The sequence below is a fragment of the Mucilaginibacter sp. P4_D1 genome, from assembly GCF_056401935.1.
Genome location: NZ_JBFUIJ010000003.1, coordinates 141,677 through 167,677, shown reverse-complemented (window position 1 = coordinate 167,677; position 26,001 = coordinate 141,677). Strand labels below are relative to the sequence as shown.

The 26,001-nt window shown below is 44.5% G+C and carries 22 protein-coding genes; 11 read left to right on the top strand and 11 right to left on the bottom strand.

The annotated features are described in order from the left end of the window. Positions 1 to 411: 411 nt before the first annotated feature. Together AC1DV1_RS04570 and hppD are read left to right on the top strand one after the other, a co-directional pair. The gene (locus AC1DV1_RS04570; protein WP_477355936.1) at positions 412 to 1,569 is read left to right on the top strand and encodes a homogentisate 1,2-dioxygenase; all 1,158 of its coding nucleotides are present in this window, start codon (positions 412 to 414) and stop codon (positions 1,567 to 1,569) included. 143 nt (positions 1,570 to 1,712) lie between these two features. Beyond that, positions 1,713 to 2,837: a 4-hydroxyphenylpyruvate dioxygenase gene (hppD, locus tag AC1DV1_RS04565; protein WP_477355932.1), complete on the top strand. Its 1,125-nt coding sequence runs from the start codon at positions 1,713 to 1,715 to the stop codon at positions 2,835 to 2,837. Positions 2,838 to 2,960: 123 nt separating this feature from the next. Here the strand turns inward: hppD and AC1DV1_RS04560 are convergent, their stop codons facing one another. The 5 genes from AC1DV1_RS04560 to AC1DV1_RS04540 form a co-directional block, all read right to left on the bottom strand. Then, the gene (locus AC1DV1_RS04560; RefSeq protein ID WP_477355929.1) at positions 2,961 to 3,566 is read right to left on the bottom strand and encodes a hypothetical protein; all 606 of its coding nucleotides are present in this window, start codon (positions 3,564 to 3,566) and stop codon (positions 2,961 to 2,963) included. 84 nt (positions 3,567 to 3,650) lie between these two features. Continuing rightward, the gene (locus AC1DV1_RS04555; protein ID WP_477355926.1) at positions 3,651 to 4,253 is read right to left on the bottom strand and encodes a hypothetical protein; all 603 of its coding nucleotides are present in this window, start codon (positions 4,251 to 4,253) and stop codon (positions 3,651 to 3,653) included. 146 nt (positions 4,254 to 4,399) lie between these two features. Continuing rightward, complete coding sequence (locus tag AC1DV1_RS04550; protein ID WP_477355922.1) at positions 4,400 to 5,017, bottom strand: hypothetical protein; 618 nt, start codon at positions 5,015 to 5,017, stop codon at positions 4,400 to 4,402. Positions 5,018 to 5,070: 53 nt separating this feature from the next. Beyond that, complete coding sequence (locus AC1DV1_RS04545) at positions 5,071 to 5,775, bottom strand: ATP-binding cassette domain-containing protein (RefSeq protein ID WP_477355919.1); 705 nt, start codon at positions 5,773 to 5,775, stop codon at positions 5,071 to 5,073. A gap of 331 nt (positions 5,776 to 6,106) precedes the next feature. Next, on the bottom strand, positions 6,107 to 8,707 hold the full coding sequence (locus AC1DV1_RS04540) for a T9SS type B sorting domain-containing protein (protein ID WP_477355916.1): 2,601 nt from the start codon (positions 8,705 to 8,707) through the stop codon (positions 6,107 to 6,109). A 269-nt stretch (positions 8,708 to 8,976) separates the two neighbouring features. On the opposite strand from AC1DV1_RS04540, the gene AC1DV1_RS04535 reads away from it, so the two are divergent. The 6 genes from AC1DV1_RS04535 (at position 8,977) to AC1DV1_RS04510 (ending at position 17,882) form a co-directional block, all read left to right on the top strand. Further along, complete coding sequence (locus AC1DV1_RS04535) at positions 8,977 to 10,149, top strand: retropepsin-like aspartic protease (protein ID WP_477355913.1); 1,173 nt, start codon at positions 8,977 to 8,979, stop codon at positions 10,147 to 10,149. Between the two features lie 1,489 nt (positions 10,150 to 11,638). Beyond that, positions 11,639 to 11,896, top strand: a complete 258-nt coding sequence (locus AC1DV1_RS04530) for a hypothetical protein (RefSeq protein WP_477355909.1) — start codon at positions 11,639 to 11,641, stop codon at positions 11,894 to 11,896. A gap of 343 nt (positions 11,897 to 12,239) precedes the next feature. Then, positions 12,240 to 13,721, top strand: coding sequence for a glycine--tRNA ligase (locus tag AC1DV1_RS04525; protein ID WP_477355906.1), 1,482 nt, complete (start codon positions 12,240 to 12,242; stop codon positions 13,719 to 13,721). 254 nt (positions 13,722 to 13,975) lie between these two features. Further along, positions 13,976 to 16,423: a bifunctional YncE family protein/alkaline phosphatase family protein gene (locus AC1DV1_RS04520; RefSeq protein ID WP_477355903.1), complete on the top strand. Its 2,448-nt coding sequence runs from the start codon at positions 13,976 to 13,978 to the stop codon at positions 16,421 to 16,423. 110 nt (positions 16,424 to 16,533) lie between these two features. After that, positions 16,534 to 17,400, top strand: coding sequence for an aldose 1-epimerase family protein (locus tag AC1DV1_RS04515; protein WP_477355900.1), 867 nt, complete (start codon positions 16,534 to 16,536; stop codon positions 17,398 to 17,400). Between the two features lie 188 nt (positions 17,401 to 17,588). Continuing rightward, positions 17,589 to 17,882 (top strand): GIY-YIG nuclease family protein, encoded by a 294-nt coding sequence (locus AC1DV1_RS04510; protein WP_477355898.1) that lies wholly within the window; start codon positions 17,589 to 17,591, stop codon positions 17,880 to 17,882. Positions 17,883 to 18,219: 337 nt separating this feature from the next. Here the strand turns inward: AC1DV1_RS04510 and AC1DV1_RS04505 are convergent, their stop codons facing one another. The 3 genes from AC1DV1_RS04505 to AC1DV1_RS04495 form a co-directional block, all read right to left on the bottom strand. Next, the gene (locus AC1DV1_RS04505) at positions 18,220 to 18,987 is read right to left on the bottom strand and encodes a PLDc N-terminal domain-containing protein (RefSeq protein WP_477355895.1); all 768 of its coding nucleotides are present in this window, start codon (positions 18,985 to 18,987) and stop codon (positions 18,220 to 18,222) included. 135 nt (positions 18,988 to 19,122) lie between these two features. Further along, positions 19,123 to 19,452 carry a hypothetical protein gene (locus AC1DV1_RS04500; RefSeq protein ID WP_477355892.1) on the bottom strand — a complete coding sequence of 110 codons (330 nt, stop codon included), beginning with the start codon at positions 19,450 to 19,452 and terminating at the stop codon, positions 19,123 to 19,125. A 99-nt stretch (positions 19,453 to 19,551) separates the two neighbouring features. After that, the gene (locus AC1DV1_RS04495) at positions 19,552 to 21,111 is read right to left on the bottom strand and encodes a DHA2 family efflux MFS transporter permease subunit (RefSeq protein ID WP_477355889.1); all 1,560 of its coding nucleotides are present in this window, start codon (positions 21,109 to 21,111) and stop codon (positions 19,552 to 19,554) included. Between the two features lie 131 nt (positions 21,112 to 21,242). Here AC1DV1_RS04495 and AC1DV1_RS04490 point away from each other — a divergent pair, with 131 nt between their 5' ends. Together AC1DV1_RS04490 and AC1DV1_RS04485 are read left to right on the top strand one after the other, a co-directional pair. Continuing rightward, the gene (locus AC1DV1_RS04490) at positions 21,243 to 22,238 is read left to right on the top strand and encodes a helix-turn-helix domain-containing protein (protein WP_477355886.1); all 996 of its coding nucleotides are present in this window, start codon (positions 21,243 to 21,245) and stop codon (positions 22,236 to 22,238) included. 120 nt (positions 22,239 to 22,358) lie between these two features. After that, positions 22,359 to 22,628, top strand: a complete 270-nt coding sequence (locus AC1DV1_RS04485) for a DUF4342 domain-containing protein (protein ID WP_477355883.1) — start codon at positions 22,359 to 22,361, stop codon at positions 22,626 to 22,628. A 112-nt stretch (positions 22,629 to 22,740) separates the two neighbouring features. Here the strand turns inward: AC1DV1_RS04485 and AC1DV1_RS04480 are convergent, their stop codons facing one another. Together AC1DV1_RS04480 and AC1DV1_RS04475 are read right to left on the bottom strand one after the other, a co-directional pair. Then, on the bottom strand, positions 22,741 to 23,133 hold the full coding sequence (locus AC1DV1_RS04480) for a DoxX family protein (protein ID WP_477355880.1): 393 nt from the start codon (positions 23,131 to 23,133) through the stop codon (positions 22,741 to 22,743). Positions 23,134 to 23,294: 161 nt separating this feature from the next. Then, entirely contained in the window at positions 23,295 to 24,455 is a 1,161-nt protein-coding gene (locus AC1DV1_RS04475; RefSeq protein ID WP_477355877.1) for an acyltransferase family protein, read from the bottom strand. 155 nt (positions 24,456 to 24,610) lie between these two features. Here AC1DV1_RS04475 and AC1DV1_RS04470 point away from each other — a divergent pair, with 155 nt between their 5' ends. Then, complete coding sequence (locus AC1DV1_RS04470; RefSeq protein WP_477355874.1) at positions 24,611 to 25,093, top strand: N-acetyltransferase family protein; 483 nt, start codon at positions 24,611 to 24,613, stop codon at positions 25,091 to 25,093. A gap of 7 nt (positions 25,094 to 25,100) precedes the next feature. Here AC1DV1_RS04470 and AC1DV1_RS04465 read toward each other — a convergent pair whose 3' ends face one another. Next, a complete protein-coding gene (locus AC1DV1_RS04465; RefSeq protein ID WP_477355871.1) occupies positions 25,101 to 25,841 on the bottom strand; it encodes a hypothetical protein in 741 nt (246 codons plus the stop codon). Positions 25,842 to 26,001 lie beyond the last annotated feature (160 nt).

Genomic DNA, 26,001 nt, shown 5'->3' with positions numbered 1-26,001 from the left:
AAAATAGTTGGTTAATTCCGCTTGCGCCTCCCATTTGTTTTAACAGCCAAACTGGCCAACAGCGCATGTATCAATAATTTTACAGGCAATTGTATTTACCCATCAGTCAAATTAAAAACTTGCATTGCAATAATAAACAACCTAACTTCGTATTTATATTAACCATGAGCATACAAAAGCACTTTTACTTTTCCCTGGGGCTTACCTCCATGAGCGATGCATCATCGTTTAGGGATGCTGTGCTGGCCAAAGCTGTGCTGGCCCAATACTAACTCCGTTCCCTCCTCTTCTTTTTTAATACTGCCCAAGCCGGTTTACTGCCATACGGTTCATTCCCGCTATAAGCATATTTTAAACATCCGAAACTATCCTGCTACATTAAACGTTTTATTATCAACCAATTAAAACAACATGCCTGTATATCATTCATTAGGAGCAATTCCGCCTAAAAGGCATACGCAGTTCCGTAAGCCCGATGGTACCTTATACGCCGAGGAGCTGGTATCTACCGAAGGTTTTTCAAGCCTTTACTCGTTGGTTTACCACGCCTACCCACCCACTATTGTTAAAACCCTGGGCGAGCCATACAGCGTTGAGCCCAAAATAGCCCGCGAAAAACACCTGAAGCATACAAGTCTTATTGGCTTTAATGTACAGCCCGAAGACGACTACCTGCAAAGCCGTAAACCGGTACTGGTAAACAGCGATCTGCATATTTCACTGGCCGCACCACGCCAAAGCATGACCGATTATTTTTACAAAAACAGCCAGGCCGACGAAGTGGTGTTTATTCATGAAGGTACCGGCACTTTAAAAACCGGGTTCGGCAATATTAAATTCGGCTATGGCGATTATTTGGTAATACCACGCGGTACCATTTACCAGATGGAGTTTGATGGCACAGCAAACCGCCTGTTCATTATCGAAAGCTTCAGCCCCATCCGTGCGCCTAAACGCTACCGAAACCAATACGGGCAGCTGATGGAGCATTCGCCCTATTGCGAGCGCGATATTAAACGCCCGGCCAACCTGGAAACCCATGATGAGCACGGCGATTTCAAAATCCTGATTAAAAAACAAGGGCTTATTTACCCCTATATTTACGGCACACACCCCTTTGATTTTATTGGCTGGGATGGCTTTCATTACCCATGGGCGTTATCTATTCATGATTTTGAACCGATAACAGGCCGCTTGCACCAGCCACCGCCCGTACACCAAACATTTGAGGGCAACAACTTTGTGATATGCTCATTTGTGCCCCGTAAGTTTGATTATCACCCCTTATCTATCCCCGCCCCATACAACCACAGCAATGTAGATAGCGACGAGGTTTTGTATTATGTAGATGGCGATTTTATGAGCCGCAAAAGCGTGGTTAAAGGCCAGATAACCCTGCACCCCGGCGGCATTCCGCATGGCCCGCACCCCGGATCGGTCGAGAAATCAATAGGCAAAGAGTCAACCGACGAACTTGCCGTAATGATTGACCCCTTCAGGCCACTGATGCTTACCGAAGATGCGATAAAGATTGAGGATGAAAATTATTATAAAAGCTGGCAAATGTAGAGTTAGGCGAAATGTAAAAGCTGAAAGGCAAAAGGTAGACGTCCTTTTCAAATCAATAATTCAGTAATTCAAAATTTAGAATTAGGAAAAGGTAAGCCCCCTTCAAATCAATAATTCAATAACTCACTAATTCACTAATTAACATGCACACACAAACTATAGATAAACCAACAACCTCAACTGATTTTTTACCCCTTAACGGTACCGATTATGTTGAGTTTTATGTGGGTAACGCCAAGCAGGCCGCCCATTATTATAAAACCGCCTTCGGCTTTCAAACGCTGGCTTATGCCGGCCCTGAAACCGGCGTGCGCGACAGGGCATCATACGTATTGCAACAGGGTAAAATCAGGCTGGTATTAACCACTCCCCTGCACTCGGACCACCCTATTGCCGAGCATATTAAAAAACATGGTGATGGGGTAAAGGTATTGGCCCTTTGGGTTGATGATGCCTACGATGCCTTTGAACAAACTACCAGCCGCGGTGCCGAACCTTACCAGCAGCCACAAACCCTAACCGACGAATATGGCGAGGTACGCACCAGCGGCATTAAGCTTTATGGCGAAACCGTTCACCTATTTGTAGAGCGTAAAAACTACAAGGGCTTATTTTTGCCCGGCTACCAAAAACTGGAAACCAGCTACAGCCCTACCGAGGCCGGCTTGCTTTATGTTGACCATTGCGTGGGTAACGTAGGCTGGCATAAAATGAATGAGTGGGTTAACTTTTATGAGGAAGTACTGGGCTTTAAAAACATTTTAACCTTTGACGATAAAATGATATCTACCGAATACTCGGCGCTGATGAGTAAGGTAATGAGCAATGGCAACGGCTACGTAAAATTCCCTATTAATGAACCGGCCGAGGGTAAAAAGAAATCGCAGATTGAAGAGTACCTGGAGTTTTACGAGGGCGAGGGCGTGCAGCACCTGGCACTTGCCACCCATGATATTGTAGCCACGGTTACCGAACTGCAAAACCGCGGCGTAGAGTTTTTAACCGTACCTACATCCTACTATGATGAGCTTACAGACAGGGTTGGGCACATTGATGAAGACCTGGAACCACTTAAAAAACTGGGCATACTGGTTGACCGGGACGACGAAGGTTACCTGCTGCAAATTTTCACCAAACCTATTGAAGACAGACCTACCCTTTTCTTCGAGATCATTCAGCGTAAAGGGGCAAAATCATTTGGCGCCGGTAATTTCAAAGCATTGTTTGAAGCCATTGAACGGGAGCAGGACTTGAGGGGGAATCTTTAAAGCTGAAAGCTACTATTGCGATCTGTGTCTTCACAGATCGCAATTCCAATTGCTACGTGTTTTTGGCCCGGCTTAGGTTCACCTGGTAGCAACCGGATATTTAAAGAATTGAAAACCCAAAAATCAATAGCCTATGCTAAATACCGCGTGTATCGCTATTTGATTGTAACTGCCATAATTGCTAAACTCATGGGGCTGGGAATCTTCGGGTCGGGTTTCGTAGCCCAGGCTTAAATCCAGCCCATATTTTTTTGATGCTTTAAACCTGAAAGCATAGCCAATGTTAGGGGCTATAACCAGGGCCACTTTTTTGCTGGTGTAATTACTGTGACTTTCATTTAAATTGAACGACACGCCTGCATTGCCCTCAACAAAAAGGTTACCATCCATATATACCCTTACACCTAATTCAACGGGAGCAAATGAGGCAACATGGGCGTTGCCGTTATAGCTGTTATTGTAATTATACCTATCGTTGTAATAGGTAGCCTCTGACAATATAAACGTATAAGCCCCGGAAGCCATGATACTAACCGGGGTTGATTTGATAGGAAATTCGAATTTAATACCAAAACCACTGGCTATAGGGTATTCACTGCTATGCGACCCCACGGTAGCGCCCAGTTTGAAGCCAACTGCAACCCTCGAAAGCCTGATATCGCTGGTTTGTGCCATTGCTGTAAAAGAGGCAGACGCTAAGATCAACAGGGTGAGTAATTTTTTTTTCATGTGATAAGATATATGGATTACCCCCCAGTGAGAGAATTTTAAGGAATTAAACGGGAAAGCTAAACCCTGCAACCGGCACTTACTTTAAAATGTATATTTATACGAAAAGCCGATACCTATTTGCCCCATTTTGAAATCCGAATCGATGTTTTCATAGCCACGCTCGTACCGGAAACCGATATCGAGTGCATGGTGAACACCAAACGGGACAGCCGCGCCTGCACCTCCCGAATATATAAATGAAGCTTTAGCCTGATCCCCTATTTTTATCGCATCACCTGCTTCGGCACTAACAAACAGGTATTTTACAAAGTAATACCTCAGCCCGGCTTTTAACGGAACATATTTATACGGCGGCGGGCTGCTTGTATTAGATGGGCCTGCATAACTGCCCAGCTGCGTTGGCGTAACGTATAAATATTTCAGGTTGGAGTGATAAACCACGTACCCAACACTCGCCGTAGCATGCAAAGCCGGGGTTAACGGAAGCTCGGCCCTTATCGTCCCGCCCAAACCATCCTGGTAAATATCGCGGGTATGTAACGAATTAGGATGATCGACATTGATAGGTATGCCCACATCGGGCCCTATGCTGATGCTCATTTTATTGCCCATTTGCGCGCTAACCCCACTTGTAGCCGCGCAAAACATCAACAATATAAAAAGACGGGTATATTTAACTGCCATACAGATTTGAGGTTTATAATAATTACGCATACATATTGCTAAACGCAACAACGTGAAGCTATTAATATTTTTATGAATTGATTCTCAGTCAAACAAAAAGCCCCGGCAAATCAATCGCCGGGGCCGTTCATTAAATCTTTTCGATATTACAATCCCAGGCTGAAAGCAACGTGAAAAGCAACCAGGTTATAGGCGCCATAGCCGCTGATGTAAGGGCTAACAGTTGATAAGTCTGAAGGCGTTTGTGTTTTCTCCAGACGGGTTTCGTAAGACAGGCTTAAATCGAGCCCTATTTTTTGCGACGACCCGAACCTGAAACCATAACCAATACTTGGCGAAAGTATAGGTGCTACCTTTTGGGCTGTGTATGATTTACCAGAATTAAGGTTGAAAGATGCGCCAACATCGCCTTCAAAAAAAAGCTTGTTAACGTATACCCTTGCGCCAGCCATTACAGGAACAAATGATGCTATAGTGCCAGTGGTGCTTTCACCATAGTTACTATTATAACTGTAGTTATAGCCGTCGCTCGATACGTAAAACTGATATGCCACTGATGCTGTAATACATACCGGGCTGCCGGCTATGGGGTATTCCCCTTTTAAGCCAACGCTGCCTGCTGCCGGGAACCCAGAATGCTGCGGGCCGGTTGTAACGCCAACACCAAAACCGGCGCTAAAACGTGGTAAAAGGTCATCGTCCTGGGCTTTAACAGTTAGAACGGCACAAAGTAAAATTGCGATAGAGAGTAAGGTTTTTTTCATGCTATTAAATAAGGTTTAATTATTTGCCAAAAATAAAGAAATATTTAAGCCGTTTAATTAGTAAGGCTGATAAAAATTTTCTCCAGCGTTTTATTGTTATTACCGGCCCGCAAACTTTGCAGGGTATCATCGGCAACTATTTTACCTTTATTAATAATAATCACTTTATCGCAAACAGCTTCTACCTCCTGCATAATATGGGTAGATAGGATGATGGTTTTGGTTTTGCCCAAATCGGTAATTAACTGGCGGATGCCTATCAGCTGGTTAGGATCCAGTCCTGAGGTGGGCTCATCTAAAATAAGCACATCGGGATTGTGAAGTATAGCCTGGGCAAGGCCCACCCGTTGGCGATAGCCTTTAGATAGCTGCCCAATTTTTTTATGTTGCTCGGGCCCAAGGCCGGTTTGCTCAATCACTTCGGCAATGCGGGCTTCGGGCTGGGCCATTTTGTGGATGCCTGCTATAAACGCCAATGATTCCTTCACGTACATATCCAGGTATAGCGGGTTGCTCTCGGGCAGGTAGCCAATATGTCTGCGTACATCTAACGACTGCGCTGCCACATCAAACCCGCAAACCGATGCCGAGCCCGATGTTTGGGGTATAAAGCCGGTAAGTATCTTCATCGTGGTTGATTTACCTGCCCCGTTAGGCCCCAAAAAACCCAGCACACCTGTTTCGGCAGTAAAGCTGATGCTATCAACTGCCTTTTGCTCGCCGTAAATTTTTGTCAATGCTTCTACCCGGATACTCATGCGGTAAAAATAGATGTTAGATATGAGATTTGAGATATGAGATGGAAGAATTTCGGAATCAGGAATTTCGATCGGATTTTTTGGGTGTCCGTCCGTCCGGAGGTGACCAACACTGTGGACGGCTTTGTTAATTGGTTCACTGGTTCATTAGTTCATTGGTGGATGGTGGCCCAAGATAGCGGGAAGGAGGCAACAGTTTTAAATTCCACTAAGGCTATGAACTATGAACCATTATCCACGAATAAACTTTTAACAATTAAACTTTAACAACTCCAATATCGATGTTTCTATTTTTTAAATTAACTACCAAAATATAACCGGCAAATACTTGCTACCTGATCATGGTAACCGGCCCGGATAACTTACTTCCCCCGTTTTTAGGATCAATAATGTAATAGTACGTGCCCGATGGTAAAAGCCGGCCATTTATACTGCCGTCCCAGGGGTGCTGATAGCCAACGGAGTAAAATACCCTTATGCCATACCTGTTATAAACATTTACTGTACAATCGGGTAAAGGCATTAAATCGGTTATACTCCAAACGTCGTTAGCACCATCGCCGTTTGGCGTAAATGCATTAGGTACAAAAACCGAAGTGCTGTTTTGGGCAAATATGGAAACGGTTATCGCGTTAGAGGTTACCGAAGGGTTGATAACGCACGTACCACCCGAAACCATGGTACAGGTAACCACATCGCCGTTTAATAACTGTTGCGAGGTAAAATTGGGGCTGTTGGTACCAACGCTTTGCCCGTTTACCTGCCATGAATATGCAGGGATATCCTGTACGTTGGCCGATGGAGTTGCCTTGAATGTAATTGGCGTACCAAAAGCTACAGCCCCGGTGGCCGATGAAGAGATGACTACCGAGGTGGTTACATTAGCATCGGCAGTTAATGTAACCGGGGTTGACACCGCAGAAGAAACCGGTGTACAGCCATCATTATTGGTTACTACACAAGTTACCTTATCGCCTGTTTTCAAGGTACTGCTGGTATATTTATCGGTACCATCGCCGCTATTTATCCCGTTAAGCTGCCACTGGTAAGTTGGGTTATTACCCTGGTTAAGGGCTGCCGCGGTATAGGTAACAGAAACACCTTCGCAAATACTATAAAAATCGGGGGTAACTTTTACCGATGGCGTAACCAGCGGTTCAACAGTTAATATTTGCGATACCGGCGTAGCAGCGTTATATAAATTGTTGCCGCTTTGCGAAACTTCAATGGTGGTGCTGCCCGGGCCGGTAATATGAATGTTACCCGTAGCCGAAACTGTAGCTACAGCAGTATTACTGCTGGTATAAGTAAGCGGTATAATTGAATTTGAACTAACAGCACCCGCTGCAAAATCGATACTGCACACGTTTTTAACAACTATTGCCGGAAACGCTATAACCTGATCCTGGGTTATGGTATACGTTTCTGATACAGGCAAAGCATCGGTATAGCTTTCATTGCCTTGCTGGTGGGCTGTAATAATGGTAACACCGGGCGCTATTACATGAATTTGCCCGTCGGCACCCACATAAGCAACTGCCGGGTTACTGCTGGTATAAGTTATAGGAGTTTGTGTATTGGTACTGGTGGCATCGGGGTGCAAAATATTGTCCGGATCGATATGCATAACTACCGGTGGCGGAAAGTTTATGATTGATGGTTTTAATACAATTTCGGCTACAACCTGTAAATTTAAAACGGTGCTGTTGCTTCCGGTAGCATTGTAGGCCGTAACTGTATAATCTGTTGCAGGCCATAAAACTGTTGGTGTGCCGCTAATTTTGCCGGTGGTAGCATCAAAAACCAACCCGGCAGGCAGGGGCTTATCAATTGTATAGCCTGTAATAGTTATTTTTCGTACCGTGTTATAGCCACTTTCGCCCAAAAACATATTGCCTTTTCCGTCAAGCACCATTCCAATTGTTCCGGCAAACGAGGCCGCTGTGCCTATACCATCAGCTCCCCCCCTTGCGCCACTGCCGGCTACCACGGTTACAACGCCGGTTGGCGATATTCGTTTAATAAGGTTATCCTGCTGATCGCCCACATACACATTACCGGTGCCGTCAGCCCTCAATTCCCGCGGAAAGTTAAATCCCCTTGCAAAGGTGCTCACTACCCCGGCGGGTGTTATCTTCCTTATCGAGCCATTCCCCGAGTCTGAAACATATAAGTTACCCTGGGTATCCAGCCCAACCGCTGTAGGTGTATTAAACGAAGCCGATAGCGGTGTTAAAGCATCGGCAGAACCCATTGCTCCGCTACCGGCATAGGTAGATACCGTTCCGTCGGGCGTAATCTTCCTGACCATATTATTTGCCTGGTCGGCAACGTAAATATTGCCCAATCCATCAACGGCCAATCCCCTGGGGCTATTAAAACTTGCCGCTTTGCCTTTACCATTTGCAGCCCCGGCAGCCCCACTGCCCGCAAACGTGGTCACGTCGGCATTCACGCTTACCTTTCTGATTAAATTAGTAGCCTGGTCCGACACAAAAAAATCGCCTGTAGGGCCAATAACTATACCATCCGGTTCCGAAAAACTTGCAGCCCGGCCCTTTCCATCTGCCGAACCGGCAGCACCACTGCCGGCAAATACCGACAGTTTACCCGCCGGCGTTATTTTCTTAATTTGGTTCTCGCCCCAGTCTTCAATAAAAAAGTTCCCATCTTTATCCACTGCAAGGCCTGTAATGGTAAAAAAAACACTCACTAAACCATAATCCACAACTGTGCTTACCTGCCCATATATTGTAGCAGGCACCGCGCCGCCTGTATTCGTGGGTACCAGGGTAGCTATCGGCTTATTAATTTCATAAACATGCGGGGTGGTATACTTAATTGCAGGTGCCTGGGCAAACATAAAGCCAGGGCAAAAAACAAGTATAATAAGTAACGCTTTATGGGGTAACAAAGTAAAAAGCGATTGCATTTGTAATTAAATATGTAATAAGGTTAAACATCAGCTAAAGTAAGCCTTTTAGCCGATATCCTTCTTCAAACAAGCAAACATACCAGGATAATAACATATTAAAGGGTATACGGCTGCAACACGCTTTTCTTGCCAATCGCCATACGGCTTAAAAAGCTTTTTTATCCCCCCCTCGGCTATGCCAATTAGCCTTAAAATATGTTAAAAATATTGTTTCTGCCATTAGAATGCTTTAAGTTGCATCCCGAACGCTATCCTTATTTACGCCTATGAACAAACTCATTTTTACGCTGGCATTCATCCTTACCGGCGCATCGGCCTTTGCACAAACGTTTACGTTTAACCAGGGTGGCCCAACCGTTAAAAACTATTATACCGAACTGCCTTATCAAAACATTTATGGCAAACTGGTAGTAACTGTTGAGCTTAGTGGCGTAAAACACCGCTTTTTGTTTGATACCGGGGCACCCGTAGCGCTTAGCAAACAACTTGCAGCGCAAATAAATGCCAAAACCATGCATGTTGATTTAATAAACGATGCCAATGGCGTGGCCGATTCCACCACCATCGTGGGCATTGATGATATCAGGATAGGCGATGTAATTTTTAGCGGCATCCCGGCGCTTGTGCTACTGCCAGATATGTATAAGTGTTGGAATGTTGATGGGGTGGTGGGCAGTAATATGCTTCGCAATTCAATTGTAAGTATAATTGCCGACAGGCAAGTGATTATTATTACCGATGAGCCCGATAAGCTGAGTTTGAACAAAAAGCATAGCGTACCGCTGGTGCTTGATGCCAATAACAACAACCAAAGCGACCCGGTTATTAAGGTATTTATGAATAAGGTAAGTGTGCTTATGGCTTTTGACAGCGGCCAAAGCGCATTCTTGCGCTTCACCGACGATTATATGAACCAATTGGGCAAGCTAAACGCCTGCCAGGTAGTTGATAAAGGTTATGGCGCAAGCCAGATTGGAGCGTATGGTTTGCAGGCTAATGCCGATAAATACCTGGTGGGCATTGCATCACTAAACATCGGGAGCGCCCGTTTTGATAACATAACTGCCGAAACCAACAAAAACGGCAATTCGGCCTTTGGCACCAAACTCCTGGATTATGGTAACATCACCCTCGATTTTATACACGGCAAGTTTTACTTTGATCCCCGTACAGAAACAACCAACCTGGCCGAAAAGCACTGGCCTTTTTCGCCTACTATGCAGGGCAACAAACTGGTAGTTGGTGTGGTATGGCAAAAAGGTGCCACCCTGGTTAAACCCGGCGAACAAATTACCGCCATTAACGGCAAAGATTATTCGGAAGTGAGCCTGTGCGATATGTTGAATAACAAACCGCCTCTTAACGGTTATGAAGCAGGCACCATCACCATAAAAGATGCAGGTGGCCAGCTACGCAACGTACAGATAGTGAAAGAGTAACAGGGCGTTGCCCACACCGGTAGAAGTGTGTGCCAGGCCATACACTCATACTGCACAGGCCTTATTCACAGGCCGGTATCCGTTTCTGTCCTTAACGCAAGCTTCCGTTAATCAAAAAGCCTGTCCGTCCGTACGGGGGTGCCACTCTTTAACGGACAAATCCGGACGGGTATGGTTAAAACCAGTTTTGCCAAAAGTTTGCCTGTCCGCCCCTGTCCGTTTTTGTCCTGTTCCCCCTTGCGGACGGACACTACAAAAGGGCAACCGTTGTTTAAGTTTAGGGGCAAAGGAATGTACACAAGCATTGGCAGTATGTTTATTACGCAGGCAATCAATCAACCAAACAGCCATGTATTATTGCCTGCACTTTAGTAAATTCACCGGCACTTATCGCAATGAAAATAAAGTTCAAACTAACACAAGCTACCCACCTTGCCCCTCAAGTTGTAATTGACAAAACAGTATCCCTGTTAGAGGGCCTATTTTGTCTACACATCTTTTAGGAAAAGAAAATTGTCATTTCGATAGAGCACTGGGAGGCATAGAGCGGGGCGCGAAAGAGAAATCTTAAACGCCCTGCATCCAAACCAGCCAATCGGAATGCAGGGCGTTTAAGATTTCTCCTCACCCCCCTACGCACAATCCAGCCGGTTCGTTCGAAATGACAACTGATTTTATTAATTGATGGGATCCAAAAGATGTGGGAACACGATAGCTGTTAGAAGGCAACGACTATAGGGTTACTAACTTAACCAGCAGTGTTGTTGAGTTTGACAATAATCCCTGGAAATTAAGGTGGAGGCACGAAGCCATAGCACGGTTGGATGAAGGAAAGTTTGAGCTTAGCGTTTCGGGAGATGAGGCTTTGGTAACCTTTAGTTATTACACAAGTTTAACCGCTCCTATCGTTATATTTATTGCCCTTTCAGTAATTTTAATAAAAGACCATCAATATCATGGCATTTTATTTTTTCTGGCATTTTACCTTTTTGCCATATCAATACAATTAATTACCCAAAGAGGTACAGCAAAAGATATGTTAAAGAGTATATTGAGCAGTTTACCCTGATTTTTTACTGCCCATATTTTTTTTATTGCCCTTCAATTTATAAAAACCGCGTTTTTATAAAATACCTCCCCTTACCTTAAATTTATATAAAGTGGGGAAAGCGGGCGGGTGCATGCTATCTGGTGTGCTTATGTGGTTGGTTGTGTTTTCGTCCGTCCGCTTTAGTGTCCCGGTACATGTCGGGCAGGGCGGACAAGGTTGTGTGGGCCTGTTGTGGTGTCCGTCCGCCCACAGGTGTAGGACGGTATCGGACGGAAGCGGACAGTTTTTAGTACTTTTAAAACAGAACAGGCCCATTACAAATATACAGAAATTTCTTTAAAATAAAGAATAAGGCAGTAAAAAAATGCTTAACCGATAACATCTGGCCCATTATTTTTTATTTCCAAATTCTGCTTATTTTAGGCTGAAGCTTACGACATGAAAAAAACAATACCAAAATGGTTCTTCATAATTAGCAATGCAGTATATGCTTATGTATCGGCATCAATGATAGTTAGGCTGTTAATTTTTTTACTAAAATCATGCTGGGGTGTTTCGGCAAAACTGCTCACCGGCAATGGCATTAACCCGGTAAAACTGATTTTAACATTTGTATTTATATCGTTACTGGTATTTAACTACTGGCTGTTTTCTAAAATAACGCCACGTGTATGGTTAAGGTTTAGCAGGCGATAGTTGCTGCCAATTTATGGCGATGAGTAGAGTTAAAAGCGTCCGCTTTTGTCCGAAATAGAGTGAGGGCACCTGTGCGGACGGACGGCCTTATCGCTTCCGGGTTTTGCGTTAGGGATAGCAGTGGATACCGGCCCGCGCCTAATGCCTGTGCAGTATGAACGGATGAGCCCGGCCCGCAGGGAACGCCATTACGAGTAGTAAGTATCAAGTAGCAAGATAAGGAGCGATTTTGACGATGAGATTAAAGGCCAACCAAATCAAAAAATCTTGATACTTGATACTAACTACTTGCTACTATTTCGCCCTTTCAGCTTTCTGCCTAAATTGTATCTTTGCAGCTATTATGAGCAAATCAACCGACGAACTTTTTAAAAATGTTATATCGCATGCCAAGGAGTATGGCTTTGTTTTCCCATCGAGCGAAATTTATGATGGTTTAAGCGCTGTTTACGATTACGGCCAAAATGGTGCCGAACTGAAGAACAACATTAAAACCTACTGGTGGAAAGCCATGGTGCAAATGCATGACAACATTGTTGGTATTGACAGCGCCATATTTATGCACCCCAAAATTTGGAAAGCCAGCGGCCACGTTGATGGTTTCAGCGATCCGATGATTGACAACAAGGATTCGAAGAAGCGTTACCGCGCCGATCAGCTTTTGGAGGATAAGATTGACCGTTACGATAAGGATGGTAAAACCGATAAAGCCGAGCAACTGCAGCACGATATGGACGAGGCCCTTAAAAACGAGGACCTGCCCCGCCTTAAAGAACTGATTATTGAACACGAAATTGCCTGCCCGGTAAGTGGTACCCGCAACTGGACAGATGTACGCCAGTTTAACCTGATGTTTAGCACCCAAATGGGCGCCGTAGCTGATGATGCCGACCTGATTTACCTTCGCCCGGAGACCGCGCAGGGTATTTTTGTGAACTATTTGAACGTGCAAAAATCGGGCAGGATGAAAATTCCTTTCGGTATTGCGCAAATAGGCAAGGCTTTCCGTAACGAGGTGATTGCCCGCCAGTTCATTATCCGCATGCGCGAGTTTGAACAAATGGAGATGCAATACTTTGTACGCCCTGGCACTCAAAAAGAATGGTTTGAAAAATGGAAAGCGGCCCGTTTAAAATGGCATCTTGCCCTTGGTACCGATGCCGCTAAATACCGTTACCATGAACACGTAAAGCTGGCCCATTATGCCGATGCCGCTTTTGATATAGAGTTTAACTTTCCGTTTGGCTTTAAAGAGGTAGAGGGCATACACAGCCGTACCGATTTTGACTTAAGCCAGCACGAAAAATTCTCGAACAAAAAGATGCAGTACTTTGACCCCGAGGTTGACCCGGAAACAGGCAAACCTTATGGCAACTATGTGCCTTACGTTATTGAAACATCAATAGGGTTAGACAGAATGTTCCTGCTCACGATGATAAACGCTTTTGAAGAGGAAGACCTGAGCACCGAAGAGAAACAGGACAGCCGCACCGTATTGCACCTGCACCCTTGCCTTGCACCGGTTAAAGCGGCTATTTTCCCGCTTACCAAAAAAGATGGCCTGCCCGAGAAAGCCCGCGAAATTATGGACCGCCTGAAGCTTGACTTTAACATACAGTACGAAGAAAAAGATGCTATTGGCAAGCGCTACCGCCGCCAGGATGCTATTGGTACGCCTTTCTGTATCACGGTTGACCATCAGAGTTTGGAGGACGATACCGTAACCATCCGCTACCGCGATACCATGGCCCAAGAACGCGTAGCCAGCGCCGACCTTGAAAAAATCATCGGCGACCAGGTAAGCTGGAAGAATTTGCTGAAGTAAGTAAATATATAACTCCTGTCATTTCGACGAACAGCGGGATGGCATGGGCAATGGGGTGAGGAGAAATCTTATACAAGCGACAAGCGAACACGCAAGTCGTAAAAGATTTCTCCTCACCCCTTTCTTTTACCCACCACCTGTTCGTCGAAATGACAGCTATGTTAATTATAGCAATAATCTTACATATTATGTTTTTGTTAAGTAACACATCATAACCGTTTGTTTGTTTAGTTTTGATGTACAATCATTCGGTTATGAAACAAAAGCTACTCATCGGCTTAGCTATTTTAGCATCGTCAGTTACATCATTTGCCCAAACACCCGGCAAAATAGCCCAAACAGGGCAGGTTTTACTACCCAACGGCTGGAAGCTTAGCCCGGCAGGCACATCCCTGCCCCTGGGCGATTTGCCGCTCAACATCCAGCTATCGGCCTCGGGCAAGCTGCTGGCGGTTACCAACAACGGCCAAAGTACCCAGTCCATCCAGCTTATCGACCCAAAAAACGAGAAGCTGCTGGATGAAAAGGTGATAGCCAAATCATGGTACGGGCTTACTTTCAGCAAAGACGAGAAAAGGCTTTACGCATCGGGCGGTAACGATAACCTGATCTATGTTTTTAATATAACCGGCACTAAACTGGGCAAACCCGATACTATTGAACTGGCGCCAAAATCATGGCCAAAAGACAAGGTATCGCCGAGTGGAATAGCGGTCAATAAAAGCGACACCAGGCTTTATGTGGTTACTAAAGAGGATAGCACACTTTATACGGTTAACCCTAACGATGGTAAAACATTACAACGGCTCAAGCTGCCATCTGAGGGCTATAGCTGCATCTTATCGCCAAATGAAAAAACGCTTTATATTTCTTTATGGGGATGCGGTCAGCTTGGTATTTACGATGTAGCTACCCAAACGCTTAAAACTATAAAAACAGGCAGCAACCCCAACGAATTGCTGCTGAATAAAAAAGGCAGCCTGTTGTTTGTAGCCAACGCCAATGATAACTCGGTATCGGTAATAAACACGGCAACGCGCAGGGCGCTTGAAACTATTTCTACAGCCTTATACCCTACCCATCTTACCGGCTCAACTACCAACGGCCTGGCCTTATCTGCAGATGAAAAAACCCTGTACATAGCCAATGCCGATAACAATTGCCTGGCCGTGTTTGATTTAAGCAAACCCGGCAGCAGCCGCAGTATGGGCTTTATACCCGTAGGTTGGTACCCTACCAACGTTAAAATATTGGGTAAAAAAATACTGGTTGCCAACGGCAAAGGTTTTACATCAATGGCCAACCCGCAAGGCCCGCAGCCTGTAAAAAAGGCCGATAACAGCGGCTATCAAAAGGGGGCTATCAATAGCAGGGAACAATACATTGGCGGCTTATTTAAAGGCGCACTGTCGTTTATAAATACACCAAACCTAAATGAGCTTAAGGCCTATACCAAACAGGTTTATTCCAACACGCCTTTTAACAACAAAATAGCCCAAACAGCACCGGGCGAAGAGGGCAACCCTATCCCCCGCCGGATAGGCGAAAAATCGCCTATTAAGCATGTGTTTTACATTATTAAAGAAAACCGCACTTACGACCAGGTTTTGGGCGATATGCCGCAGGGCAACGGCGATACTTCGTTGTGTATTTTTGATAAAAAAGTAACGCCCAACCACCACGCCATTGCCAGCGAGTTTGTACTGCTTGATAACTTTTATGTAGACGCGGAAGTAAGTGCGGACGGACACAACTGGAGCAACGCCGCCTACGCCACCGATTTTGTAGAGAAAACATGGCCAACCAGCTATGGTAGCCGCGGTGGTAATTACGACTACGAGGGCACCCGCAAAACAGCCTACCCCCGCGATGGCTTTATATGGGATTACTGCAAACGGGCCGGTGTAAGCTACCGCACCTACGGCGAATTTGTTACCGATGGCAACCCGGGTAAGGCCAGCCTTAAATCATTAGAGGGGCATTACTGCACGCAGTCGCCGGGCTTTGACCTGGGTGTGAAGGATATTAAACGCGTTGAGATCTGGAAACACGATTTCGATTCGTTACTGGCTATTAACGCTGTGCCCCGTTTTAACAGCGTGAGGATTGGGAACGACCATACCAGCGGGCAGCGCAAAGGTGCCCTATCGCCCATAGCGGCTGTTGGGGATAATGACCAGGCAATAGGCCAGTTTATTGAACACCTGTCTAAAAGTCCCATCTGGAAGGAGTCGGTAGTGTTTATTTTAGAGGATGATGCCCAAAACGGGCCCGACCATGTGGATGCACACCGATCGCCGGTGTTTGTTGCCGGGCCATATGTAAAGCGCAACACGGTGGTACATGGCATGTACTCCACATCAGGCGTATTACGCACCATCGAACTGATATTAGGCCTGCCGCCCATGAGCCAGTACGATGCAGCAGCCATGCCTTTATATGATTGCTTTACCAGCAAAGCCGACTTTAGCCCGTACGTGGCCAAAGCCGCACAGGTTGACCTGGAGCAGCGCAACGTTGCCGTAAATGAAAGCAGCCGCCGGTCTGAATTGTTTAACCTGGCCAAGGAAGATGCAGCACCCGATATCGATTTGAACGAAGTGATCTGGAAGTTTGTTAAAGGCGAAACTGCGGTTATGCCAGCGCCAAAACGGAGCGCTTTTGTGATATTGGAGCCAAAGAAGGAAGAAGATGATGATTAGTGGCAGATGAAGGAAGTATGAATTAATAGAAATTAGAAAATCTAACTTTGAAGTAATTCCTGAAATTCAAACAAATCCCTAACTTCGGGTTCTGTCAAATTCTAATTGTTATGATTACCATCGAAAACGAATACCTGAAGGCAAGCATCGATACTAAAGGTGCGCAGTTAAGTTCATTAATTGATAAGGCAACCGGCGTTGAACACATTTGGCAGGCCGATGCCGCCATTTGGCCCTGGCATGCACCCAACTTATTCCCGGTAGTAGGTGGCTTAATTGATAACCAACTGGTGGTTGATGGCAGCAAGTACCCCATGGGCCGCCATGGCTTTGCCAGGCAATCGGAGTTTATAACATTAGATGCAGGTGATGTTTCGGCTAGTTTTTCGTTGCCTTATTGTGATAATACTTTAAAGGCATACCCCTTTAAGTTTGATTACCAGGTACTGTATACGTTGATAGATAACGCCCTCAGGATAACCTACAAGGTAATTAACCTTGATAAAAAAACCATCTACTTTTCTGTTGGCGCCCACCCGGCGTTTAACGTTCCATTTAACAAAGGCGAGAAGTACGAGGATTATTACATTGAATTTGAAACGGATGAACACCTGGAAACAGAACTACTATCGGCCGATGGTTTTTTTAATGGCGAAAGTCACCCGGTAGCCACGCCCAAAAACAGGCTTCAATTAACCCGCGATTTATTTAATGCCGATGCCCTTGTGTTTAAAGAGTTAAAATCGAGGATGGTAACCATAAAAAGCGACAAGCACGGCCAAACACTATCGGTTGAGTTCCCCCACTTTAGCTATTTGGGCATCTGGGCCAAACCCGGTGCCGATTTTGTGTGCATCGAGCCCTGGTTAGGCTGCGCAGATACCGCAGGCGAGCAAAAAGACATTAAACACAAAGAAGCTATCCAGAAACTAAGCCCGGGCCATGTTTTTGAAGCACCGTTTTTTGTGAGTTTTTAAGGAAGGGAGAAGGAACGCATCATATTAAAATGAAGAGGGCTGTCAGTCTGAGCCTGTCGAAGACTCTTGCGGTCGGCCTATACGCCTAACTATGGAAATTAGTAAGTGGATACTAATCTTTATTTTAGAGAACTTAGCAATTACACTAATCTCAAAACACAAACATCCACGATGTTATTATGACTAATATGAATCACTACCATGTTTATATTCTGTTGTGTAGTGATGGTAGCTATTATACCGGAATAACTAATAATATTGAACGACGGCTCATCGAACATCAGTCAGGAGAAAATATAAACTGTTATACATTTAAAAGAAGACCTGTAAAGCTTGTTTTTAACGAAGTTTTCAATGATGTGAACCAGGCGATAGCCTTTGAAAAACAAGTAAAAGGTTGGCGACGATCAAAAAAAGAGGCCATCATAAACGGCGACTGGGATTTATTACCAGAGCTATCAAAATCAAGGGGTAGTAATTAGTAAAAGAGTTTATGCTACACGACTAAGTAAGCAAAGCGGGCAAAGGCCTCTGCGCACATCCTTCGACAGGCTCAGGATGACAGGCCCGTATTTCAAATACAACAGAAAATGATGTCGTAAAAAGAGCTGTCATGGTGAGCCTCTCGAACCATAACGGACAAAGGCCACTCCGCACGACCCTTCGACAGGCTCGGGGTGACAAGCCTGTATTTCAAATGCAACAGAAAATGACGTCGTAAAAAGGCTGTCATGGTGAGCCTGTCGAACCATAGCGGGCAAAGGCCTCTCCGCGCGACCCTTCGACAGGCTCAGGGTGACAGGCCTCCTTTTATTAATGCTAAGCCGTCTTCTGTGCTGCCAGTTTCTTTAGCTCATCCTTGGTTTTGGCAAACCAAACTTTATTGGCTTTGCGTTCCATAGCGCTTAGCTGGCGTTCTTCGTTCAGGATATCGGCAAAAACCTGGTAGGCATCGTCGGGGCGGTTTTGCCTTATCAGGAACAATCCGTATTGATAGCGGGGCTCAAAGTACGAGTAGCGGCCCTTCATCGCCTTAAATTCCTTTTCGGCTAAATCAACCTGTCCCGTGTTTTCCAGGGCTTCTGCATACTTCATATGCGCTTTTGAGCGGGCAAACTGGGGTAGTTTATAAATTTTCTGCGCTATCGGGATAATCTCCTGGTAACGCTGTTGCTCGTAATAGGCAATAATTAACTGGGCAAGTACATGTTCATTCTCGGCAAAGGCCCCCGTTAGGCTGGCCTGGTATATCTCAACAGCTTTATCGGTAAAACCTGCCTCCAGGTACGCATCGGCCAGCTTTACTTTGTTTGCAAAGGTATCTGTAAAGCGCAGTTCATCCTCCAGCCGTTTTAGTTTTACGCCGGGGTTAAGTACTGCGCCCACATCCACTTTAGGCATGCGGATGGCATGGCGGTTGGTTAAAATTTCTTTATAAATATAATAAAGGCAACCTACAACAGGGATAACAATAAGTATCCAAAGCCATTGTTGTTGGGTACCCCTGCGCAGGCAATGAATAATACAAAAGGCTTCTAAAATAAGTACCAAATAATAATAGCTGCCGCCGCCAAAAAGCATATTCATATTGCAAAAGGTATTAGAGTTGTAGTTATCATCAAAAATAAAAAATTACAGCGTTCTGTTTAACTTTTTTGAACTAAAATAAAGCTTTCGGGACTTTTGAATTGGTTAGGCAAATAGTGTATTGGGATATCACGCCTACCATTCCTCGCGCCACTCTTCAGTCACGTCGCCATCATAGAACAATCCGGCTGCTTCGGCTGCCTTTTGGATAAATTCGGCCAGGTCTTCGCGCTCCGTGGTTTCAATAAAGTAATCATGATCAATATTCAGCTGGTCAAAGCCTTTTACAACGGCTTCAATGGCTTTCCAGATAGTTCGTTCATTAGTAGCGCCCTGTAAGGCGGCAATATAATTATCCAGCAATACATCGGCTGCAGTAATGGCCTCTTCGGTAAAAAATTCGCTGCCGTCATCTAAGTGCGCTTTCCAACCTACTGTCGGCCTTTGGGTTTTTATCGGTTCCATAAGGTTTTGTGGATTTATATGGCCTAAGATAGTTTAATGACAGTGCATTTGCAAAACCTAATAAAGACATGAAGTACAGGGGGTTGAAAGAGGTCCGTTTCAGTGCGCATCGGGAATTTCTACTTTCCCAACTTTAACCTGTTGCTTTTTTTTGATAGTGAGGATAACCAGCGGAATACAGCAGGCATTTAAAATGGCCAGCAGCAAAAACGCGTCCATATAGCTCAGCAAGAAGGTTTGCCTTACCACCAGCCTTTCAAGGGCCTCAATAGATTGGGCAAGGGCGTGCAGGTAGTTGGCACCATGCGCCATAAAATTGCTGATGTATGATTGTTGCCGGTGTATAGTTAAATCGTCGGCAGCGGTTACGTGGGTTATCAGGGCCATCCGGTTGGCGGCTTCGCGGTGGGCAATATAGGTATTGGTGAGGGCGATGCCAAAAGAACCGCCCATTTGCCGCATCATGTTATTTAAAGCAGCCCCCTGGGGTATGTCGGCAGGTTTAAGCTCCGACACTGCCAGGGCGGTAAGCGGTACAATCAGTAAAGCAGCACCCAGGCCCCTGAAAATAAGCGGCAGCAGGAAATTGGCGTCGCCGGATTGCAGGCTATTGCGCGACATGAGGTAGCCAAACGCAGCAGTTAACCCAAACCCGCAAATAATCAAATACTGCGGCCGGATGCCGCTCTGGATCATCTTACCTAAAAAAGGCGAGATCATGGCAGCCATTAACGTTCCCGGCAACAGGATGGTACCGGTCTGGAAAGCAGTATAGCCAATAATGCGCTGTGTATACAACGGAAAAACAAATAGGGCACTTAGCAGTCCAAAGCCCAGCACAAATGTCATGACGGCCGAAATAGCAAGCGTACTGCTTTTAAGCACCCGGAGGTTAATAACCGGGTTATCGATAACCAGCTGCCGCCATATTAGCAGGAACAGGCTAATAAAGGCAATAACGCTTAAGGCGATGATATAGTTGGCGGCAAACCAATCGTCGGTTTGGCCTCGCTCTAAAACTACCTGTAAAGCGCCGATGCCAATTACCAATAATATAATGCCCCACCAGTCGATAGCCTTTTGAACGGCCGGCCTGGGCGTTTCCTTGATGAAAATATAGGATAGGAATGCTGCCGCCAGACCTATTGGGATGTTAACATAAAAAATCCACTGCCATTGGTAATTATCAACAATAAAACCACCCAGCACCGGGCCTATAGAAGGACCGATAATAATACCCAGGCTAAAAATACCGCTGGCGATAGGCCTGTCTTTAACAGAGAAAGTATCAAACAGGATAGATTGCGAGGTAGATAGCAACGCCCCGCCACCTATGCCCTGCAAAAACCTAAAGATAACCAACTCCCATAAGTTGGTAGAGAAACCGCACATAACCGATGCAGCCGTAAACAACAGTATCGACCCGATATAGTACTGTTTACGGCCAAATGTTTGCGCCAGGAAACTGGTCATGGGAATGATAATAACGTTGGCGATAGCATAGGAGGTGATAACCCATGCGGTATCCTCAAGGGTGGAGCCAAGGTTACCGCTCATGGTATTAATTGATACGTTCACAATAGTCGAATCAATAAGTTCGATGATTGTTGATGTGATAATGGTGATAACGATGATCCATTTTCTGAAACCGGTTTCCATACGTCATTTTTTTTGAAACAAAAGTAGATGCAGCTTGCAAAAACGGGCTTATAGAATTCAATCAGATAATTATAAAATTCAAATACACACCGAATCCATTTATAGCTAAACACAAACAATCTTACTTTAAATTGACAAAACAAGCACAAATAGAAAACCATGTAAGCTATAAAAATCAAACAGAAATTTGCAATAATAAAGGCAACGCTTTAGCTTTACATATGCTTACAGAAACCCTGCAGGAATTTTACCAGCGCCACCCCGACGGAACCAACAACCCTTTTAGCATGAACAATGCCGGGCAGGGGCATTTCAACGTTTTTTTGCGCAGGGGCTGCGTTAAACGATCTCCGTTTGGGCGGCGGGATTTTTATAAGATAGCCCTGGTAATAGGCACCGGCATTATGCATTACACCGATAACCATGTTATTATTGACAAACCGGCACTGGTATTTTCAGGACCGTTGGTACCATCGTCATGGGAGCAAAACTCCCTGGAGCAAACAGGCTGGTTTTGCCTGTTTACCGAGGCCTTTATCGAATCGCACGAGCATCAACATGCCATCCGAAATTTCCCGTTGTTTAGGCCCGATACCAACCACATTCTTTTTTTGGACGATGCGCAACTTGCCTTTCTATCGGCTGTACTTAACAAAATGATGCAGGAGATGGATTCCGACTATCCAAATAAATACGATTTATTGCGCAGCTACCTTCAAATTATGCTGCATGAAGCTTTGAAGATACAGCCACCACAAACTGCCGAAAAAAACATCAGTGGGGCTGCAAGGATAACCAGCTTATTCCTGGAGCACCTGGAGCGCCAGTTTCCTATTGATTCGCCGGGGCAGTACCTTAAACTGAAAACAGCCAACGATTTTGCCCAAAACCTGGCCGTGCATGTAAATCATTTAAACCGATCTGTAAAAGAGATAACCGGCAAAACAACTACCCATCACATTAGCGACAGGATTTTGAAAGAAGCCCATGCCCTGCTGAAGCACACCGACTGGACCATCGCCCAAATTGCCAATGGCCTTGGCTTTGAAGAACCTGCCTATTTTACCAACTTTTTCAAGAAACACACGGGGGCGTCGCCGGGCGTATCCAGGGCTTTGATTGTTTAATTATATTTTATTGGTAACAAAATGAGCTGGTTAGAGTCATAGGTATATTAATACAAATTACTGCAACCTGCGAGTTTTGCCGAATTATTATTAAAAATTAACCCATTAATAACACCTATCATGGCCACAAAAGAATCGTTCTCTATAAACGGAGACATCCTGCTTAAAAAAGTAAAAGACCTGATTGCCGAAGGCAACATCAGAAAAATAACCATAACCGATCATTCAGGCAAAGAACTGATGACTTTCCCTTTGGCAGTAGGCCTTGTGGGCATTTTCCTGGCACCTGTATTGGCGGCAGTTGGCGCAGTAGCCGCGTTAGTTGGCGAGTGTACCATTACTGTTGAACGGGAAGAACCTAAAGAAGCGGAAGAAAAAAAAGAAATATAAAATAACTACCTTAATTTGGCGACGAAAAAATTTCGTCGCCAAATTAAGGTAACAACTTCAGTATCGATTATATTGAAACATATTTGTTTCAACTCGGGCGACACGTTATAATCTATTTGATATTACCGGTACTTTTAAGCGCCCAATACACCAGCACCGGCTGAAAAAACAGCCTTATAAACCGTTTACCATCAGTATCTAATCCAAAGGCGCTTCGTTTGTTTACATATTGCGAGATATTACCGGGGAATATAGCGGTAAAAAAGGCGGCCGCTATTTTACCTGTAGTTGCCTTGTATTTTTCGGGGGCCAGCACCAATGCACTTCCTAATGTTATTTCGGCAATGCCGGAGTATACCACGGTATCGTCTATGTTTAATGGCACCCAATCGGGTACTTGCGCCTTAAAATCTTTACGGGCAAATGTAAGATGGCTGATGCCGGCAAATATTAAACCGGCCCCTAATAATAACCGGGCGGCTGTTTTTATGTTTTCGTCTTTCACGGCAGTTTATTTACAATTTGGTTTAACGATACAAATACCATTCCATCTATAAAATATTACCGGCTGGTAATTGCTGTAGCAGCAAAAAGCAATCTTTATCTGCCCGTTGAATCGAATTCGTCAAAAGTCATTTTAACTTGACAGTTTGACGTTAAATCTGTTTATACAATGGCCTTCACTCCCGGCACCTTAACTAACACAGCCGCCAGCAAAAATGAACCAACAACAGCGCCAGGTGCAACAACTAACAATTTAAAGGCAGGATCGACAGCCCATGGTTTCAGCAACACCGATAACGAGATCAATACCAGCGGGTGAAAAATATAAACGCAAAAAGTTAAGCGCGAGAGCTTTTTAAAAAAAGCGGATTGATTGTTCCATCTTTGGCGGGCTATACCCAACAGGGCAACGATGAAAAAAATACCTATAAATTGTTCCCAAAAGGCATACATTAATGACTGCCAGTTGCCATGCCCATTGAGGGTTTCGATAGGGCTTTTGCTGATAGTTACCACGGCGTACAATACCGGAAATAATACTACTATCATGACCAACGCCATTATGGCAAAACTTTTACCCAATTGATAATTTACATTATTAAGCCATCTCCCCCTTGAAGCTATAATACCCAAAGCAAATAAAGCCACATACTGCGCAAAATGCCCCAACTGAAAACCAACCGGTTTCAAGATCCAGCCGACGGGAAAAAGCCATCGCACAAAGTAGCTGGCAAGTGCCAGCACCGTGGTAAATAAAATAATCTTCCAGCCACCCGGTGGCATTGGTTTTACTATACCTGGCTTTTTATCAAACCACAATCTTACTACTACATACAACACGCTGAATAACAATAAAGCCGCCACAAACCACAGCACCCCAAAATTTATCCAGGGATGAAAGCCGCCCAAAAATTGCAGATAGGTAATGTTATTCCCCTGGGCAAATCTATAAACAAGGTAACTTAAAACCGGCGAAAGTATAAACGAATAAAATATCAGCGGGATACCAAGACGTTTCAATCTATCGCCCAAAAACTTCAGAGCGCCCTTTTTATTATATGACGACTCAGTAAAGTATGCCGAAAGGAAAAAGAAGAAGCCCATGAAAAACGCCTGGTTGGTGGCTACAAACAAAGTCATGGGGATAAGTGCAGCCTTAAGCGTGGTCTTTTCGGTAAGATACCAGCCTCCGGGCGCTCCATACGTAATAAATGCATGATGCATGATCACCAATACGGTAAGCACTACCTTTAAATTATCTACATAGCCTATTTTGGGGCTGTTGCTATTTGCTGACGCAGGGATACCGGTTTCTGTTTGCATAAAGCTGTCGATAAATTATATTGTGAAACAGACGGCAATTTTGCCCCCTTGTTACAGCACGCTGCAAAATTATCTGCCTTTATTTTTTTATCTGAATGGCTAATAGTGCACTTTTGCCATCGTAATAAGCATCACAACTACCAACGTTTATCCCCATGCAAATAAGGCCGGCTACAAAACAGGATTACAACTCAATTTGGGAAATATTCTCGAACGTTATACAAAGCGGCGATACTTATGCTTTTGACCCGGAAACCCCGAAGGCCGATTTAGACAAATATTGGTTTGGCAACGCTATTGAAACTTTTGTTGCCGAAGAAGATGGCAAAATATTGGGCACCTATATATTAAAACCCAACCAGCCGGGCCTGGGCAGCCACATTGCCAATTGTGGCTACATGGTTCATCCGGATACCCGCGGCAAAGGCATTGGCAGTTTGTTATGCCTGCACTCTATCGACATAGCTAAAGAACAAGGTTACCGGGGCATGCAATTTAACTTTGTGGTTTCAACTAACCAAAAAGCTGTTAAGCTTTGGCAAAAACACGGTTTCGCCATCATTGGAACTACTCCCGGCGGGTTCAGGCACCGTCAACTGGGCTTTGTAGATACCTATATCATGTACAGAAACCTGTAAGTTAAACTTATTGCTTTCCTAAAACGGGTGTCGAAGTGCTCAGGTTGGTATTTCTTTTATCTGCCGGAATCTTTAAAAACGCTTTGTAACTGGTATCCAGATAACTAACAAGGTTAAAAGCAGCACTAAAATAGTATTTTGTTGACGGGGTATACAGGATCAGAAAATCATCCATATCCTTTCCCTTTAGGGGCAGGTACTTGGCCATATTTTCGGCATTAAAAACCTTTGCTATTTCATCCTGTTGCTGTTGGTTTTTTAAAAAGGCGGCTTGTTTAGCTTTTCGTTTTTCGTCCTTTTTAAAATAGTGTAATCTTATAGCAACGCCCCCTTTATAATATTGAGGATATTTTTCATCGGGCTGGTAAACCACCGTTTGATTATGATAATCTGGCGACTGGAACGAGCCTGTGTGCTTGGCTTCGGTTGCAGTAACATCAACCTGTTTAAGCATATTATGTTCCGGTACCAGGAAAATTTCCATTGGTTTATTGTCGGTTAATAGCACGGTATCTGCCCGGTAAAAACTGCCGCTGAATACCAACACCTCTCCCATTTTACCTCCGATGGTAAATGAGCCGCCTGTATCTGTTATGAAAACTTTATGAGTGGCCTGGTTTTCAATTCTGATGCCTTGTAGCGTTACACGCGTTTTATTTTCAAATACAACCCCGGTTTGAATAGTTTGCCCAATGGCCAATGCCGGAATTACGCCGCCCAGTAGTAATAAAAGTAGATGTTTAAGCATGTTTAAAAATAAGCATAAATCCTATCTGTAACTGCAACGAAATTGCATTTTAACTAAAATTAACATTTAACTATAAATACGTATACCTCAGATACTTAAAAGTCATTTTATTGAAAAAAGATAATTTTTAAACTAACTTTTAATTTAAAAAAGTAATTAT

Excerpts from the sequence above, each read along its gene's own strand:
- AC1DV1_RS04570 (WP_477355936.1), top strand. The coding sequence starts at position 412 with ATGCCTGTATATCATTCATTAGGAGCAATTCCGCCTAAAAGGCATACG.
- hppD (WP_477355932.1), top strand. The coding sequence starts at position 1,713 with ATGCACACACAAACTATAGATAAACCAACAACCTCAACTGATTTTTTA.
- AC1DV1_RS04560 (WP_477355929.1), bottom strand. The coding sequence starts at position 3,566 with ATGAAAAAAAAATTACTCACCCTGTTGATCTTAGCGTCTGCCTCTTTT.
- AC1DV1_RS04555 (WP_477355926.1), bottom strand. The coding sequence starts at position 4,253 with ATGGCAGTTAAATATACCCGTCTTTTTATATTGTTGATGTTTTGCGCG.
- AC1DV1_RS04550 (WP_477355922.1), bottom strand. The coding sequence starts at position 5,017 with ATGAAAAAAACCTTACTCTCTATCGCAATTTTACTTTGTGCCGTTCTA.
- AC1DV1_RS04545 (WP_477355919.1), bottom strand. The coding sequence starts at position 5,775 with ATGAGTATCCGGGTAGAAGCATTGACAAAAATTTACGGCGAGCAAAAG.
- AC1DV1_RS04540 (WP_477355916.1), bottom strand. The coding sequence starts at position 8,707 with ATGCAATCGCTTTTTACTTTGTTACCCCATAAAGCGTTACTTATTATA.
- AC1DV1_RS04535 (WP_477355913.1), top strand. The coding sequence starts at position 8,977 with ATGAACAAACTCATTTTTACGCTGGCATTCATCCTTACCGGCGCATCG.
- AC1DV1_RS04530 (WP_477355909.1), top strand. The coding sequence starts at position 11,639 with ATGAAAAAAACAATACCAAAATGGTTCTTCATAATTAGCAATGCAGTA.
- AC1DV1_RS04525 (WP_477355906.1), top strand. The coding sequence starts at position 12,240 with ATGAGCAAATCAACCGACGAACTTTTTAAAAATGTTATATCGCATGCC.
- AC1DV1_RS04520 (WP_477355903.1), top strand. The coding sequence starts at position 13,976 with ATGAAACAAAAGCTACTCATCGGCTTAGCTATTTTAGCATCGTCAGTT.
- AC1DV1_RS04515 (WP_477355900.1), top strand. The coding sequence starts at position 16,534 with ATGATTACCATCGAAAACGAATACCTGAAGGCAAGCATCGATACTAAA.
- AC1DV1_RS04510 (WP_477355898.1), top strand. The coding sequence starts at position 17,589 with ATGAATCACTACCATGTTTATATTCTGTTGTGTAGTGATGGTAGCTAT.
- AC1DV1_RS04505 (WP_477355895.1), bottom strand. The coding sequence starts at position 18,987 with ATGAATATGCTTTTTGGCGGCGGCAGCTATTATTATTTGGTACTTATT.
- AC1DV1_RS04500 (WP_477355892.1), bottom strand. The coding sequence starts at position 19,452 with ATGGAACCGATAAAAACCCAAAGGCCGACAGTAGGTTGGAAAGCGCAC.
- AC1DV1_RS04495 (WP_477355889.1), bottom strand. The coding sequence starts at position 21,111 with ATGGAAACCGGTTTCAGAAAATGGATCATCGTTATCACCATTATCACA.
- AC1DV1_RS04485 (WP_477355883.1), top strand. The coding sequence starts at position 22,359 with ATGGCCACAAAAGAATCGTTCTCTATAAACGGAGACATCCTGCTTAAA.
- AC1DV1_RS04475 (WP_477355877.1), bottom strand. The coding sequence starts at position 24,455 with ATGCAAACAGAAACCGGTATCCCTGCGTCAGCAAATAGCAACAGCCCC.
- AC1DV1_RS04470 (WP_477355874.1), top strand. The coding sequence starts at position 24,611 with ATGCAAATAAGGCCGGCTACAAAACAGGATTACAACTCAATTTGGGAA.
- AC1DV1_RS04465 (WP_477355871.1), bottom strand. The coding sequence starts at position 25,841 with ATGCTTAAACATCTACTTTTATTACTACTGGGCGGCGTAATTCCGGCA.